This is a genomic window from Flavobacterium segetis, assembly GCF_900129575.1.
GTDB classification, from domain to species: Bacteria; Bacteroidota; Bacteroidia; order Flavobacteriales; family Flavobacteriaceae; genus Flavobacterium; species Flavobacterium segetis.
In genome coordinates this window covers 381,636-399,235 of sequence record NZ_FQWE01000001.1, presented here as the reverse complement: position 1 = coordinate 399,235, position 17,600 = coordinate 381,636, and the positions used below count along the sequence as shown (strand labels likewise).

General features: G+C 33.3%; 12 protein-coding genes. 7 read left to right on the top strand and 5 right to left on the bottom strand.

Translation table 11 applies throughout. The annotated features are described in order from the left end of the window. The first annotated feature begins 6 nt into the window (after positions 1-6). On the top strand, positions 7-2,475 hold the full coding sequence (locus tag BUA99_RS01860; RefSeq protein WP_072987452.1) for a TonB-dependent receptor: 2,469 nt from the start codon (positions 7-9) through the stop codon (positions 2,473-2,475). A gap of 119 nt (positions 2,476-2,594) precedes the next feature. Then, positions 2,595-3,317, top strand: coding sequence for a hypothetical protein (locus BUA99_RS01855; RefSeq protein ID WP_072987450.1), 723 nt, complete (start codon positions 2,595-2,597; stop codon positions 3,315-3,317). A gap of 5 nt (positions 3,318-3,322) precedes the next feature. Here the strand turns inward: BUA99_RS01855 and BUA99_RS01850 are convergent, their stop codons facing one another. The 5 genes from BUA99_RS01850 to BUA99_RS01830 form a co-directional block, all read right to left on the bottom strand. Next, positions 3,323-4,024: a hypothetical protein gene (locus BUA99_RS01850; protein ID WP_072987448.1), complete on the bottom strand. Its 702-nt coding sequence runs from the start codon at positions 4,022-4,024 to the stop codon at positions 3,323-3,325. Between the two features lie 40 nt (positions 4,025-4,064). Beyond that, on the bottom strand, positions 4,065-5,891 hold the full coding sequence (locus BUA99_RS01845) for an ABC transporter ATP-binding protein (RefSeq protein ID WP_072987445.1): 1,827 nt from the start codon (positions 5,889-5,891) through the stop codon (positions 4,065-4,067). 516 nt (positions 5,892-6,407) lie between these two features. Continuing rightward, entirely contained in the window at positions 6,408-8,135 is a 1,728-nt protein-coding gene (locus tag BUA99_RS01840) for a phospho-sugar mutase (protein ID WP_072987442.1), read from the bottom strand. A 424-nt stretch (positions 8,136-8,559) separates the two neighbouring features. Then, entirely contained in the window at positions 8,560-9,519 is a 960-nt protein-coding gene (locus BUA99_RS01835) for a glycosyltransferase family 2 protein (RefSeq protein WP_072987439.1), read from the bottom strand. Positions 9,520-9,523: 4 nt separating this feature from the next. After that, on the bottom strand, positions 9,524-10,066 hold the full coding sequence (locus BUA99_RS01830; RefSeq protein WP_072987437.1) for a DUF4199 domain-containing protein: 543 nt from the start codon (positions 10,064-10,066) through the stop codon (positions 9,524-9,526). Between the two features lie 238 nt (positions 10,067-10,304). Here BUA99_RS01830 and BUA99_RS01825 point away from each other — a divergent pair, with 238 nt between their 5' ends. The 5 genes from BUA99_RS01825 to BUA99_RS01805 all read left to right on the top strand — a co-directional run bounded on the left by BUA99_RS01825 (position 10,305) and on the right by BUA99_RS01805 (position 17,596). After that, positions 10,305-10,556, top strand: a complete 252-nt coding sequence (locus BUA99_RS01825) for a type B 50S ribosomal protein L31 (protein WP_072987434.1) — start codon at positions 10,305-10,307, stop codon at positions 10,554-10,556. Between the two features lie 166 nt (positions 10,557-10,722). Next, positions 10,723-11,898, top strand: coding sequence for a GlmU family protein (locus BUA99_RS01820; RefSeq protein ID WP_072987431.1), 1,176 nt, complete (start codon positions 10,723-10,725; stop codon positions 11,896-11,898). 484 nt (positions 11,899-12,382) lie between these two features. Continuing rightward, a complete protein-coding gene (locus BUA99_RS01815; protein WP_072987428.1) occupies positions 12,383-13,846 on the top strand; it encodes an alanine/glycine:cation symporter family protein in 1,464 nt (487 codons plus the stop codon). Positions 13,847-14,329: 483 nt separating this feature from the next. Further along, positions 14,330-15,796 carry an alanine/glycine:cation symporter family protein gene (locus BUA99_RS01810; RefSeq protein ID WP_072987426.1) on the top strand — a complete coding sequence of 489 codons (1,467 nt, stop codon included), beginning with the start codon at positions 14,330-14,332 and terminating at the stop codon, positions 15,794-15,796. 165 nt (positions 15,797-15,961) lie between these two features. Beyond that, positions 15,962-17,596 carry an ABC-F family ATP-binding cassette domain-containing protein gene (locus BUA99_RS01805; protein ID WP_072987424.1) on the top strand — a complete coding sequence of 545 codons (1,635 nt, stop codon included), beginning with the start codon at positions 15,962-15,964 and terminating at the stop codon, positions 17,594-17,596. Positions 17,597-17,600: the final 4 nt, after the last annotated feature.

Below are 17,600 nucleotides of genomic sequence, written 5' to 3'. Positions count from 1 at the left end.
AAACTTTTGAACACAAATTATTTAGTATCGATATTTTTCTTCTTTACAATTTGCCTAACTACTTCAGCGCAAACTGCGAGAATTAGAGGAGTTATTTTAAATAAAAACAATCAACCAGTCGAGAACGTCAATATTTCCTGCCTTAACGTCACAACACGTTCCAATAGTACTGGCTTTTATGATTTAAAAATTCCAGCTAACCAGAAAGCAACTATTATTTTCACACATATTTCATTAAAAAAAATCACTATAAGTCTTATTTTAAGTACTAATGAACAAAGAGAGTTCAACCCTGTAATGAGTGATCGTGAGGAACAAATGGGAGAGGTTATAGTCTTTGCCAATACTCGAAAATTGATTCAAGGTGTTACTACAATAGAGCCAGAACTGATTCGTAAAATTCCTGGCGCAAATGCAGGAATTGAGAATATTTTAAAATCTTTGCCTGGCGTAAATTCTAATAATGAATTGAGCACACAATATGCTGTTCGGGGTGGGAACTATGATGAAAATCTAGTTTATGTAAATGAAATTGAAATATATCGTCCCTTTTTAATTCGTTCGGGACAACAAGAGGGCTTGAGTTTTACTAACACTGACTTGGTGCAAAATGTTGATTTTTCGGCAGGAGGATTTCAAGCTAAATTTGGCGATAAGCTCTCTTCTGTTTTAGATATTACATACAGAAAGCCTATAAAATTTGGCGCTAGCCTCGAAGCTAGTTTTCTTGGCGGAAGCGTCGCTGTGGATGCCGTTTCTAAGGATAAAAAATGGTCTGCTATAACAGGAATTCGATACCGTAACAATAGCCTTTTAGTAAACAGTCAGGAAACACAAACTAATTTTACCCCTTCATTTGCTGATATTCAAACCAACATTAACTACCAATCATCTGCTAAATGGCAATGGAGTTTTTTAGGAAACATTTCACAAAATAAATATCAGTACCAGCCACTAGCGCGGCAAACTAATTTTGGAACTATAGATAGTCCTATGGTGCTGACCGTTTTTTATGAAGGTCAGGAAAGGGATAATTATGAAACTTACTTTGGAGCCATAAAAACAACTTTTAATGTAAACGACTCTTTTACTGTAAAGTTTATCGGTTCTATATTTCAAACTTTAGAACAAGAGTATTTTGATATTTTTGCTCAGTATAGATTGGGCGAGGTAGACGCAAGTATTGGTTCACAAACTTATGGAGAGGTATCGTATACAAAAGGAATTGGCTCGCAACTGAACCACGCTCGTAATGATTTAGACGCCTTAATTGTAAATACTGAGGTTAAAGGATTTCATGATTGGAAAGAAAGCCAACTAGAATGGGGAATAAAATATACAAGAGAATCGATAAGAGATAGAGTTATCGAGTGGGAGGTAATAGATTCTGCTGGTTTTTCCGTGAATCCTCCTATTTTAAATTTTGTTAACAATGATCAACCTTATTCTCCGTATGTAGGTCCATTAATACCGTATCAAAATGTACGAGCTACTAACTTTAATACTATAGATAGATTTTCAGGTTATGGTCAATGGAGCTTAAAATCATTAATTGGCTCAAGCGAAGTTTGGTATAATGCCGGCATTCGCGCTCACAATTGGGAGATTCAGGGTGCTAGTACAACTGCTAAGTCCCAAACTACATTAAGTCCACGATTTCAATTTGCAATAAAACCGAATTGGAATTCAGATATGCTATTCAGATTTTCAGGAGGTTTGTACCATCAGCCGCCGTTTTATAGAGAATTGAGAGATGCTGCAGGAATAGTTCAACCAAATACAAAAGCGCAACAATCAATGCATTTTGTTGTCTCGAATGATTTTAGTTTTAAAATGTGGACTAGGCCTTTTAAGTTGGTCTCAGAACTATATTATAAATCCTTGACTGATGTAAATACTTATACAATTGATAATGTGCGTTTACGTTATGCAGCTAATAATAGTGCTACAGCCTTTGCCCAAGGAATAGATTTGAGATTAAATGGCGAATTTGTTCCGGGAACAGAATCATGGGTTAGTTTTGGATATTTGAAAACGGAAGAAAATAGTAATGGTAAAGGATTTATAGCTCGACCAACAGATCAGCGATTAAAATTTGCGCTCTTATTTCAAGATTATATGCCAAATATTCCTAGTATAAAATTATATTTGAATTTAGTTTACAATACTGGATTACCTGGTGGATCACCATCCTATGCCGATCCGTATTTATATCAAAATAGATTGAATGACTATCGCCGAGCAGACGTGGGTTTTTCGAAAGTTTTTATAGATAATACTTCAGGAGAAATTAAAAATAAATTATTTAAAAATTTTAAAGAATTAGCTTTAGGATTAGAGATTTTCAATCTTTTTAATAATCAAAATGCAATAACGAATACTTGGGTTAGAGACGTCTATTCAAAAAATCAGTTTGCGATTCCAAACTACATGACCACTCGCGTGTTTAACATAAAATTGACGGCAAAGTTGTGATTTTTACCATGTAGTTCATTAGCGCTAATTTTTAACTTTAATTAATTTTGTTAATCGGTTTTGGAATGAGGTTTCATTTTTCGAAAATGACTACATTTGAATTTTAATAGTATTAAATTATGAAAAGATTACACTTCACAATTATAGGATTAGCAGTTTTACTTTTAACAAGTTGCAAAGAGGAAGTTGAAAAACCAAAAGTAACGTACGATGAAAATGCCAAAGCAAAAATGATTGCGCGAGCAGATTCCTCTCAAATACAAATTGCTGATTTACCACTCCAAATGGAAGGGACAGACTATTTACTTCATCCAGTTGCTGATTTAAGCATTCGTGAAAAAGGGATTAAGGCTAGATATGGTTCTTCTAGCGTTAATGATTTAAGTTTTACTATTTCAAATTACGGAGAGTTTGAAATTACGGGTTTTTTGCAAAATATTAAATTTCAAAAAACAGATTCGGATTCCATTAGAAAACTGACTGAAAAGCCCGTTCTAATTCAAACTGCAACATACTTAAAAGAAGTTGCTGAAAGAACGAATAACCAAATTATGGTTTATACCATGTTTGATATGGACACAAACAAAGATGGTAAGTTAGATACTAGCGATATTAAAGCATTGTATCTAAGTGAGATCAGCGGTAAAAATTTTACAAAAATATCAATTGATTTTCAGGAATTAATTGATTGGAAATTGATTGAATCTAAAAATAGATTGTATTACAGAACAGTAGAAGACACTAATAAAAATGGTGAGTTCGACAAGAAAGATGTAGTCAATTATTACTACATCGATTTGTCAAAAAAGGAATGGGAAGCGATTAGTTATGAGCCTGTATAAAAATGTTAGATTAAAATCTCACTTTCCAAGTCTGATTTTTCGATTGTAAATTTAAATCCTAATTCTTTCACTAATTGAATCACTAAGTTTTTATACCAGTTTTCTGATTTTGGGTGAATGTATATCTTTTCGATTAGCTCGTTTATATCAACACTTATTTTTAATCCCTCGTTAATTTGGATCCCACTTTCGCCAATATCAGTGATAACGCGGACTTCCCCTTCATATTGAAAACTTTTTCTTTTAAACAAGAAAGGAAAAAATAAATCATCAAACGGAATGTGTTCTTTCTTGTAATCGATGTAATTTACTTCTCCTATATATTGCTCAAATTCATTTTCAAGCTGCAATGATCTTTGCAAGCGGCCAATAGTGGATTGAATCGCTAATCCTTCATTGTTTTGAGTAAAAATTTGCCACATCGCAAATGATTCGTACTCGTTTATATGCCAGCTACTAATAGCTACTTTTTCTCGATGCGTTTTATAGTGTTTTAGAAAATCAGGATTATCAATGGATAGTTTTTTGATTTCCTCAAATGTTGGTTCGCTAAAAGTGCCTTCATACTGATCCTCAAACTTATCTGACCGAGACATAAATAATTTTTGAGACATTAATAAATCCAAAAATTTAGATAAATCAAGATATTTCCAAACCACAGTATTCGGATCTCTAGGAAGTTTGATGTTTGGATTATGGATGTACATTTTTTAATTATTTGTATTAATAAAACAGCCCCAAACTTTTTTATTCTAAGGATTGTAAGCTTACTAATTTATTATAAACGCCGTTCATAGCAATTAATTCCTCATGATTGCCTTGCTCTACAATTATACCTTTTTGCATTACCACAATGGTATCTGCTTTTTGAATAGTTGAAAGTCTGTGCGCAATTACTATGGAAGTTCTATTTTGCATCATGTTTTCCAGCGCAACTTGTACAAATTTTTCGCTTTCAGTATCTAAGGCTGAGGTAGCTTCGTCTAAAATCATAATGGGAGGATTTTTCAAGACCGCTCTCGCTATTGATAATCGTTGCTTTTGTCCACCAGAAAGCTTGTTTCCGCTGTCGCCAATATTGGTGTGAATGCCGTTAGGTAAATCTTTTACAAATTCATAAGCATTTGCAATTTTTAGAGCTTCGATAATTTCCTCATCTGTTGCCTCAAGTTTTCCTAATGAAATGTTTGCTTTGATGGTATCATTAAATAAAATACTGTCCTGCGTTACAAGTCCCATTAAACCTCGTAATGATTGCAAGTTCAGATCTTTTATATCTATTCCATCAATGGTTATTGTTCCCTCGTTTACGTCGTAAAAACGAGTTAATAAGTTAGCAATCGTACTTTTTCCGCTTCCTGATTGTCCTACAAGAGCTACTGTTTGTCCTTTTTTGACTTTTAATGAAAAGTTTTTTAGAACGTTTTCATCTTCATATTTAAAATTGATATTTTGAATCGTGATATCTGAATCAAAATTCGTTTTTTGAACTGCATTTACTTTTGATGTGATCTCATTTTCAACTTCCAAAACTTCAAAAACACGTTCTGCAGCCGCTAGACCATTTTTTACCGCATATGAAGCCTTGGATATTGCTTTTGCCGGAGTCAAAATATTAAATGCGAGTGTGAGATAAACTATGAATGCTGATCCGTCTAAGGTTTTTTCAATGAGAACTAGATTTCCACCATAAAAAAGTAAAATTGCAATTGTAGTTACACCCAGAAATTCACTCAACGGCGTAGCGAGATTATTTCTACTTCCTATTCTATTAGATAAGTCTAACAATCGTGAAACTGAACTATCAAACCTACTTTTAAAATTAGGTTCTGCATTGTAGCTTTTAATTACTTTTAACCCACCTAAAGTCTCATCAACGATTGATATTAAAAATCCACTTTCGCGCTGCGCTTCTAATGATTGAGCTCTCAGATTTTTGGCTAGCTTGGAAATAATGTATCCCGATATTGGTAAAAAAATTAAAACGAATAAAGTAAGTTTTGTGCTTATTATAAACATTGTAACTAATGCAAAAATTATTGTTAATGGTTCTTTTACAACCAATTCTAGAATCGAGAAAAAAGAGTTTTGCACTTCATTTACATCACCAAGCATTCTGGCCATGATATCGCCTTTTCTCTTCTCGGAATAATAGGAGATGGGTAGTTCTACGATTTTTTTATACATTGAATTACGCAAATCTTTCAACACGCCATTTTTAAGATGCATGATATGATAAGACGCTAAGTAATTAAATAAATTTTTGAATAAAAACGTTGTCATTATTAATAGAACAACAAATAGTAAAGCAACTTCAATGCTGTTTCCCTTGGTTAATGTAGAAATTTGGAAGTGCATATAATCAGTTCCAAATTGCTTTATATCTCCTATTCCTGTGTAAACTGGTTTTATAAGTACAGTTTTAGTTTTTCCAAAAAGAACATCCATAACAGGAAGTAAGGTAAGCATGGAAATGGTACTAAACAAAGCGTATAAAATGTTATAGATCACATTCCAAACGATGTGCGATTTATAAGGTTTTGTGAAAGGTATTAATTTCTTGAGATTGCTCATTTAATTTTTTTTTGTTGTCTTCTGCTATAGCTCTTCCTGATTGTTGTAGTTATAACTCTTTTTAAACAGTTGTGTAGGATCTTCTCTTACTGCTATTTGCTTTAAAATTTAAAAGCTTCTTTTTTTTACATGATCAATTTACGTAATAACTGCATTTTATGATTAAAGATCAAATTCTAAATATGTGGCTAATTTAATTATTTCGATACTATGTACAATTGAAATTTGGTTGAAATAGTGTTTAGTATTAATAAATTATCAATAGTTCTTTTGCTGAATTCACTATCATATTTATTGTTAAGATTATCACTCAAACTTTTAATTACTTTCATTCCATAATCAGTTCTACAATTGTCGAAAAACTCGTTATTAGTAGTTTTTTCAAAATTTAAAGATAAGGATGTGAGTTCTTGATTACCAGTTTTGATTACTTAATAATACGTCTGACAAATTAATGTAATTGTAAACTACAACTGTTTTAGAGAGTTATTTACATCTAATTAACCACTATTAAATTTAGTTCAACTGCATCGCTGTGATAATATTTTTTATTTTATTATCTAAATTACTTTCGACTTCCTTGAAATCTTCCACACCTTCTAATTCGGTGTTTACACTGATATAAAATTTAATTTTTGGTTCAGTTCCACTTGGTCTAGCGCAAATTTTGGAACCATCCTCAGTATAGTAAATTAATACATTCGATTTTGGAATGGTCATCGTCGATACTTCTTCTGTTAGCAAGTTTTTAGCAGTCGATGATTGGTAATCTTCAAGTATAATCACTCTTTGTCCGTTGATTTCTTTCAATGGATTCTCTCGCATGTCAATCATCATCTGATTAATTTCTTGCAAACCGTCCATTCCTTTTTTAGTTAAGGAAACTAAGTGTTCTTTGTAAAAGCCGTTGTCTACATACAATTTCAATAGTTCTTTGTATACCGAACTTCCTTTTGCTTTGGCTTGAGCCGCCATTTCACAAATTAGTAGAGTTGCGGCAACAGCATCCTTATCACGAACAGCATCACCCACCATAAAACCAAAACTTTCTTCGCCGCCACCTATAAATTCTAATTCGGGAAAATCCTTAATCATTTTGGCAATCCATTTAAAACCAGTCAATCCTATTTTGCATTCTACACCATAATTAGTGGCTAGTTCCATCATCATAGGAGTAGAAACGATCGTCGATCCTACAAACTGTTTTCCAGTTATTTTACCTGCTTTTTTCCATTGTTCTAATAAAAAAGCAGTCATTAAAATCATGGTTTGATTTCCATTTAGCAACGTCATGTGTCCTTCATTATTTCGAACCGCAACACCTAAACGATCACAATCAGGATCAGTGCCAATGACAATATCGGCTTGTAATTTATTAGCTAGTGCAGTTGCCATCGCTAATGCCTCCGGCTCCTCTGGATTTGGAGATTTAACTGTTGGAAAATCACCATTAGGAACTGCTTGCTCTGGAACAATATTCACATTAGTATAGCCCGCTTGTGACAAAGTTTCAGGAACTAAAGTGATAGACGTTCCATGTAATGAGGTAAAAACAATATTGAGATCTTCTTTGGCTGCAGCCGAAGTATTAAAACTTGCATTTGCAATTGACGATTTGATAAATGCTTTATCAATTTCAGTGTCTATGTAATGAATCAAATTATCATTAGCAGTAAACTTGATCTCATTATAATTTAAATTTTCAATAGTGTTAATAATGGCTTCATCTTCTGGCGGTACTATTTGCCCGCCATCTTCCCAGTATACTTTGTAACCGTTGTATTCTGGCGGATTGTGTGACGCTGTAAGCACAATTCCAGCTTGGCAACCTAAATGTTTAACTGCAAATGACAATTCAGGAGTAGGACGTAAGTCTGAAAATAAGTAGACAGAAATTCCATTAGCAGTAAAAACATCCGCAACAACTTTTGCTAAGGATTTACTATTATGTCTACAATCATAAGCGATGGCAACTTTCAAATTCTTGTTTGGAAAAACTTTGTGCATGTAATTAGAAAGACCTTGCGTACTTTTTCCAAGGGTATATTTATTGATGCGATTATTACCAACGCCCATAACACCGCGCATTCCGCCAGTTCCAAACTCTAAATTCTTATAAAAACTTTCCTCTAGATCTAATGGAGAGGTTGTCATTAATTCCTTAACGGCTTCTTGAGTTTCCTTGTCAAACGTCGGTGTAAGCCATTCATTCAACGCGTCTAAAATGTTTTGTTTGATTTCCATCTTGTATCTTTTTTAATTTAAGTTTTAGGAGCTTATCCCGCTATTCGCTGTATCTTTTTCTATTTTTAGAAAAAAAGAAAAAGGATGCCGCTACTATCAGGGCTAGTTAGCTACTCATCAACTTTATTTTTTATAACCTATTTTGTTTCTCTCTATGATTTTCTTAGCTTCACTGTCTATATCAACTAAGAAATTTTATACTTTATAAAATATGTGGAAATTAATTTTCAAATTCAGTTAGCTTTTTCGTTAGTGCTTCATAATTCAAGACAAATTTTTGAAGTAAAAAAAAACTTCAAAAAAAGGATAAATCAAAATCAAGCATCACTTAATAGTTACGAACTTCAAAGATTTAATATATGATAATTTCAACATCCATTAACAACTATTTAAACGGCCAAATTCTCTAAATACTAAGTTTTAATTATGAAAAATTAACTTCGGTAGCCACTTTATAGCGTTCTTCATTATTTTTAGTACGTAAAATAATTTCACCCAGAAATCCCGCTAAAAACAATTGCGTTCCTAAAATCATTGATGTTAATGCAATAAAAAACCAAGGATTGTTAGTCACTAAGCTATACCGCATATCATTATACATGTGGTATAATTTTGAAATTCCAATAAATGCTGCCACTATAAAACCAATGATGAACATTAAGGAACCGATCGCACCAAACAAGTGCATGGGTCGTTTACCAAAACGTGATAGAAACCATATTGTAATTAAATCCAGAAATCCATTGACAAAACGTTCCATTCCAAATTTAGTTTCGCCATATTTTCTAGCTTGATGTTGAACCACTTTTTCACCAATTTTTCCAAACCCAGCATTTTTTGCCAAAACTGGAATGTAACGGTGCATTTCACCAGAAACTTCAATGTTTTTGACAACAATATTTTTGTAAGCTTTCAGTCCGCAATTAAAATCATTCAATTCTACGCCTGACGTTTTTCTAGCAGCCCAATTGAATAATTTAGACGGTAAATTTTTAGCCACAATAGAATCGTATCGTTTCTTTTTCCAACCGGAAACCAAATCATATCTGCCATTTACGATCATTTCATACAATCCAGGAATTTCCTCGGGACTGTCTTGCAAATCAGCATCCATGGTAATAATTACATCGCCCTTGGCTTTAGCAAAACCGGCATGTAGGGCTTGCGATTTGCCAAAGTTTTTCATGAAACGAATCCCTTTTACATTATTATTTTCTTGAGAAAAACGCTCAATAATCGACCATGAATCATCGGTGCTTCCATCATCTAGAAAAATAATTTCGTACGTATAATTGTGCTCTTGCATTACTTTAATGATCCAAGAGTACAATTCTGTTATTGATTCCTCTTCATTAAGAAGCGGTATGAGTACGGATAGATTCATTAAATTATAGACTTTGAGGATTTTCGTTCTTAACAAATGCACCTACAATTAGAGAATAAATCAATCCAAAAAAGGAATACATAGCAAGAGTAGCTGGGAAAACAATAAGCGGGTTCATAAATTTTTCAATCATATTTAGTCCTAATTCTAACTGTTCGCTTGTTATGTCAGGCGTTGTCTTAATCATTTCACTTTTTGAAATTGAAAGCATTTCACTTATAAATTCTGGAAAAATTAAATTAAAAATGACACTAAAAATGGCATAGATCAATGCTGCGACAAAAGTAATTGAAACTCCAGTTTTTAAGCATTCGCCAAAAGTTATAAATCCATTGTTAATATTTTTTTTGTAATTGTTACAACCTAAATAAATGAAAACCAATGGTAAGATTAAATAATTAGCAATATTTACAATCATACCTGCACTTGTCCCAACTAGGGATTTCATGCCTATGATATACATAATAACAAACTCCAGAACCATTATTACGCCAAATAACACACCGAATATTAATCCAGATTTCGCTGGGGATATTTTATTTTCCATATTTATCTTAATTTATTTAGCCACAAATATAACAATTCCCAATATATAGCCATCGATAAAATGATTTTAACCAACATAAAAAAAAATGAATCAAAGAATTGTTTATTGAAAAATAATTGTAAATTTGCAGACTCAAAATAATAACGTAAAACAAAAGGTTAAAACGAATCTATACCTTTTCTGTTAGAGGAAAAGCTTCAAGATTAGTGATAATTAACAAATAAAAAAGATCAACAAGATGAAACAAGGAATTCACCCAGAAAATTACAGATTAGTTGCATTTAAAGACATGTCAAATGACGAAATTTTTATCACTAAATCTACTGCAGATACTAAAGAAACGATCACTCACGATGGTGTTGAATATCCAGTTGTAAAAATGGAGATCTCTAGAACTTCTCATCCTTTTTACACAGGGAAATCTAAACTTATTGATACTGCAGGTCGTATTGATAAATTCAAAACTAAATACGCTAAACACGCTAAATAATTTGCATGTTTACAAATATAAAAAAGCCACGCCCAACAGCGTGGCTTTTACTTTTGAAGTAAACTAAAAACCTTTCAACTTTATTAAGAATTTAAACAAAAAAATATTTTTTATAATTATTTTTGCAATCTGAAAAGTATTTATTAAAAACTAATCAATCGCTTTTATGAATTATATTCTCTTTGATGGCCCCGCACGTAATGCATTGTTGCCTTTTACATTTACCCGCCCTGTTGCTGATATTTTAATTGGAATTATGACCATTCGTCAAAAGTGGGAAATGCGTTTGGGTTCTACCACAACGACATTAACAGAAGAATATTTATCGGAGAAATATCCGATGGTTGAATTAGAGGAAAATGTAATGATTAATGCTTCATTTTTACCTAATGCGGTATTAGCAGAAATGGTTAGTAATTTGGAGCCCAATCAAGCTATTTTTAAAGGGGATGAAGTGATCGCTTTTTATACAAATGATGAGCAAGAGGAAGTAGATTTTGACACTTATGAAATCTTAGAATTTCAAGAAGATTGTATCACATTAAAAAACACTTGGGATATTTTTTCAAAAAACAACTTGGCTATACAAGAAGATTTTGAATACATAACTGAAGATAGGAAATCGCAACCAATTCCTAAAAGTGTAAATGTTATAGGTGCTGATAATGTTTTTATTGAAGAAGGTGCCATATTAGAATTTGTTACACTTAATGCATCTGCAGGTCCAATATATATAGGTAAGGATTCTGAAATTATGGAAGGGTCTATGATTCGAGGGCCATTTGCTTTATGCGAATATGGTTCTGTAAAAATGGGCTCTAAAGTCTATGGAGCTACAACAGTTGGACCTTATTCGAGAATTGGTGGTGAAGTAAAAAATGCCGTTCTTTTTGCTCATGCAAATAAAGGTCACGAAGGGTATCTTGGAGATTCTGTTATTGGTGAATGGTGTAATATGGGAGCCGATACTAATAATTCAAATCTAAAAAACAACTACGAGGAAGTAAAATTGTGGAGCTATGAAACCGAGGGCTTTATTAAAACAGGACTTCAGTTTTGTGGTTTAATGATGGGAGATCATAGTAAATGCGGCATTAATACTATGTTTAATACCGGAACAGTGGTAGGAGTGAGTGCTAATATTTTTGGAACTGGATTTCCACGTAATTTTGTACCTAGTTTTTCTTGGGGTGGAGCTGCTGGATTTACAACTTACATCACTAAAAAAGCATTTGAAACTGCGCGATTAGTAATGAGTCGCCGCGGAATAGAATTTGACGAACGGGAAGCTGCAATCTTAGAACATGTTTTTGAAGAAAGTAAAAAGTGGAGAAAAGAATAACGATTTTATATCAATTGATAAATAAAAACTGCCTCCTCTAATTGATGAGGCAGTTTTTTTTAATTATTATTTTTAAATCATTTATCAATCTATGCTTCTTTTAAGGAATAACTTCCCGTCACTTAAAACGATATTTATCGAGCATAGCGCCACAAATTTTTTACCATAAAAAATACTGAGATCTACAAAATCACATTGCGATTCTAATATTTCAAAAGCTCAAAAATATGTCTTGTAAAATAGTACTTCACTTTCATTCTCAAATTTTTCCAACGTAAAGTTCCATAAAATGGATATAATTAGTTAAATTTTTTTTATGTTTAAGTCATGTTTTAAGGATTTTATTTTAACCTGATTTTGAGTTAATTAATGCGTAATTCAATATTTATAAGTGAGATAGTTAGTTTATTATATCGATATTTTTTAGTTTTAGCGAAAATTTTTATTTGATTGATTTTTTGATAAATATAAATAAGATAATTTTATGGAGGATTTTGTTGGAACCATCAATGGTATTATTTGGAGTGATGCGTTAATAGTTTTGTGCTTAGGCACTGGGCTTTATTTTTCGCTACGTACACGATTTTTACAAGTACGTCATTTCAAAGAAATGTTTCGCTTGTTATTTGATGGCAAAAGCACTGAATCTGGGGTTTCTTCATTTCAAGCTTTATCAATGTCTTTAGCGGGTAGAGTAGGTACTGGAAACATAGCAGGGGTTGCAACTGCTATTGCATTTGGTGGACCTGGAGCAATGTTCTGGATGTGGTTAGTCGCTTTTTTAGGAGCAAGTACTGCATTTATCGAAGCAACATTAGCCCAAATCTATAAGGAAAAACATTTAGGACAATTTCGCGGAGGTCCTGCTTTTTATATTGAACGAGGATTGGGCGTGAAATGGTTTGGAGTATTATTTGCAATCGTTTCTGTTATCTCTGCTGGCATGTTGTTGCCTGGGGTTCAAGCCAATTCAGTGGCTGATGGAATTAAAAATGCGTTTCAATTAGATACTTGGATTAGTGGATTATTTGTTGTTTTGATTTTTGCTGCGATTGTTTTCGGTGGTGTAAAAAGAATTGCCAAATTCACAGAATATATTGTTCCCTTTATGGCAATAGGGTACATGTTGATTGCGGTGGTAATTATAGCAATTGATATAAAACAATTGCCAGATGTGATTGCTTTAGTATTTAAAAGTGCTTTCAATATGGATGCTGGTTTTGGAGCAGTATTTGGCTTAGCAATACAGTGGGGCGTAAAAAGAGGAATTTATTCTAATGAAGCGGGTCAAGGAACTGCTCCTCATATTGCCGCTGCTGCTAATGTTTCGCATCCTGTAAAACAAGGTTTAGTACAATCTTTTTCAGTGTATATTGATACCTTATTAGTTTGTTCCGCAACTGGATTTATGTTACTCATCACAGGAAAGTACAATGTTTATAATCCCGCTTTTGGATCTGCTAATGCAGCCGAATTTTTGTATTCTGGTGCTCAAAATGTAGCTGTAGGGCCAGGATTTACGCAAAGTGCAATGGATAGCGTTTTTCCTGGTTTTGGATCTTATTTTGTTGCGATAGCTTTATTTTTCTTTGCCTTTACTACCATCATTGCTTACTATTATATTGCTGAAACAAATGTTTCGTATTTGACAAGAAAATTTGAGTCGCCCGTTTTCAATTATGTTTTAAAAGCGGTTATGATGTTTGTTATTATGTACGGCTCAATCAATCAAGCAAAATTAGCTTGGGATATTGGAGATATTGGTGTTGGATTGATGGCTTGGTTTAATATCATAGCAATTATTTTATTGCAAAAGCCTGCATTAGCCGCGTTGAAAGATTATGAAAGACAAAAAAAGCTAGGACTAGATCCTACCTTTAACCCTGAAGATATAGGAGTGAATAATGCACACATCTGGAGTACTATAACTAAAAACAATCAAGTGTAACTAGGCCGTAAGTGTATTGTAAATCGCATTGATATCATTTATGTTTTAAATTTACTATTAAAAAGAATTGGAATTTGTCATTTTGAGCACGTCCTAATAATTGTAATGATGCACGAAAAATTGTTCGTAAGTCCATCGCAATCTCGACTTCGCTTAATTTGACAAAATAGTTATAATAAGTTTAAAGACAATTTGTTGTTACTTGCACAACAAGCAATTACTAGATTTAATTTATTCACGTTTAGTCCGTTTTTATAACTATTCATAGATTTCTACAATTTTACATATTATTACTAGTTTATTTTTTAATTTTTTCTTGATTTTTAGCTTTTTAGGGAATTTACTGTAGCGCTCCCCTGCTATTCCTTGCTCTTTAAGCACTCCATCGTTAGTTTTTTTTAACTTAAAACTTTATTTTTATCAAAATAAGTATAAGATGAGTGCAATTAGCTCTGTTTAAATTAGTAATAAAGTAAAAGATTTATGGAAGAGATTATTGGGGTATTGAATGCTGTTGTGTGGAGTAATGCGTTAATTGTTTTGTGTTTAGGGACTGGCTTATATTTTTCTGTCAGGACTCGTTTCTTGCAGATACGTCATTTTAGAGAGATGTTTAGATTGTTGTTTGATGGCAAAAGTTCGGAATCGGGTGTTTCTTCTTTTCAGGCGTTATCGATGTCATTAGCAGGTAGAGTGGGTACGGGAAATATCGCAGGCGTTGCTACAGCAATAGCTTTTGGAGGGCCAGGGGCATTATTCTGGATGTGGATGGTGGCTTTTTTTGGAGCAAGTACCGCTTTTGTGGAGGCTACTCTGGCTCAAATTTATAAGGAAAAGCATTTAGGAGAATTTCGTGGTGGACCGGCTTTTTATATTGAAAGAGGTTTGGGCGTAAAATGGTTTAGTGTACTTTTTGCGGTTGTTTCCATAATTTCTGCCGGGTTTTTACTTCCAGGTGTTCAAGCTAATTCTGTTGCAGATGGAATACAAAATGCATTTGAAATTGATACTTGGAAGTCAGGACTAGTGGTTGCGCTAATTTTTGGTGCCATTGTTTTTGGTGGTGTAAAAAGAATTGCAAAGGTCACTGAATTTGTGGTTCCATTAATGGCTATTGCATACATTGTAATCGTACTGGTAATCATAGCAATTGATATTGACAAACTTCCTGCTGTTATCGCTTTGGTTTTTAAAAGTGCTTTTAATATGGAAGCAGGATTTGGAGCTGTTTTCGGTTTGGCAATTCAATGGGGAGTGAAAAGAGGGATTTATTCAAATGAAGCTGGTCAAGGCACTGCACCACATATTGCTGCTGCCGCAAATGTCTCGCATCCTACTAAGCAAGGTCTGGTTCAATCATTTTCAGTTTACATAGATACTTTGTTGGTGTGCTCAGCCACCGGATTTATGCTGTTAATTACCGGAAAATATAATGTGCATAATCCTGTTTTAAGTTCTGATGGAAATACTGATTACTTGTATTATGGAGCACAAAATGTTTCGGCTGGCGCTGGATTTACACAAACTGCAATGGATAGCGTTTTGCCTGGTTTTGGATCTTATTTTGTTGCGATAGCTTTATTTTTCTTCGCGTTTACCACTTTACTAGCGTATTACTACATTGCAGAAACTAATATTTCATATTTAACTAGGAATTTAAAATCCCCTATTTATTCCCATTTACTGAAAGTATTAATGATGGTCGTTATTATGTACGGATCGATCAATCAAGCCAAACTAGCCTGGAATATTGGTGACTTGGGAGTAGGGTTAATGGCTTGGTTCAATATAATTGCTATTCTTTTATTGCAAAAACCTGCATTATTAGCATTGAAGGATTACGAAAAACAGCGAAAAACAGGTATTGATCCCGTGTTTCATCCTGATGATATTGGGGTTTCAAATGCGCATATTTGGAATTCCATCAATAAAAAGCGCGAGGAGAAATAGTTCAAGTAATAAATGACTTGATCGCTTTTTTAAATCCTATTTCAATCGGTTTTTAGAAGCTTTTATTTTTTAGCAAACAAATTAGTAATTAATCTATCTTTGCACTTTTTATAACAAATCGGTTTTTAGGGTAACCAGAAACCGAAACCACAAATCAACAATTCAATGATTACAGTTAACGATATTTCTGTGCAGTTTGGTGGCACAACCCTTTTTAGTGATGTTTCTTTTGCCATAAATGAAAATGATAAAATTGCTTTAATGGGTAAGAATGGAGCAGGAAAATCGACACTCTTAAAAATAATTGCTGGACAAAGTAAACCATCAACTGGAAATATTTCTGCACCAAAAGACGCTGTTGTAGCCTATTTGCCGCAGCATTTATTAACGACTGATGGTGCGACGGTTATGGAGGAAACTTCTAAAGCTTTTGGCGAAATTTTTTCGATGAAAGCCGAAATTGACGAAATTAACGAGCAGCTCACTATTCGTACGGATTACGAAAGCGATGCATACATGAAATTAATTAAAAGAGTTTCTGATTTGAGTGAGAAATTCTATGCCATCGAGGAAGTGAATTATGAAGCTGAGATTGAGAAAATTCTTCTTGGATTAGGATTTGTACGCGAAGATTTTACGCGTCAAACTTCTGAGTTTTCAGGTGGTTGGAGAATGCGTATTGAGCTCGCTAAAATACTTTTGCAAAAACCAGACTTAATTTTGCTTGATGAACCTACAAACCACATGGATATTGAAAGCATTCAGTGGCTTGAAGATTTCTTGATTAATTCAGCTAAGGCTGTAGTAGTTATTTCGCACGATAAAACTTTTGTAGACAATATTACTAATAGAACGATCGAGGTAACAATGGGTCGTATTTATGATTATAAAGCCAAATACACTCATTATTTAGAGTTGCGAAAAGATCGCAGAATGCACCAACAAAAAGCGTACGACGAACAACAACGCATGATTGCTGATAATAGAACGTTTATTGACCGATTTAAAGGAACATTTTCTAAAACAGATGCGGTTCAATCGCGTGTTAAAATGTTAGAAAAATTAGTCATCGTTCAAGTGGATGAGGTTGATACATCAGCGCTAAAATTAAAATTCCCAGCAGCAGTTCGTTCAGGACAATATCCTGTAATTGTTAAAGATTTATCAAAATCCTACGGAGATCATGTAGTTTTTAAAGAGGCGAATATCGTTATTGAAAGAGGTCAAAAAGTAGCTTTTGTAGGTAAAAATGGCGAAGGTAAATCAACCATGATCAAAGCCATCATGAAGCAAATAGAAATAAATGGTGGTAGTCTGGAAATAGGTCACAATGCTCAAATTGGTTATTTTGCACAAAATCAGGCGTCATTATTAAATGAAAACGCTACTATTTTTGAAACAATTGATGATATCGCTGTGGGTGATGTTCGAACAAAAATCAAAGATATTTTAGGCGCGTTTATGTTTCATGGTGATGATGTTACTAAGAAAGTCAAAGTGCTATCTGGTGGTGAAAAAACGCGTTTAGCAATGATAAAATTATTGCTAGAACCAGTAAACTTATTAATTCTTGACGAACCTTCGAATCACTTGGACATGAAAACTAAGGATATTATTAAAGATGCTTTGCGCGATTTTGATGGAACTTTGATCTTAGTTTCTCACGACAGGGATTTCCTGGATGGTTTAGCAACTAAGGTTTTTGAATTTGGAAATAAAAGAATTGTGGAACATTTTGAAGACATCACAGGTTTTCTAGCTTACAAGAAAATGGATAGTATGAAAGAGATTGAGAAATAGAATT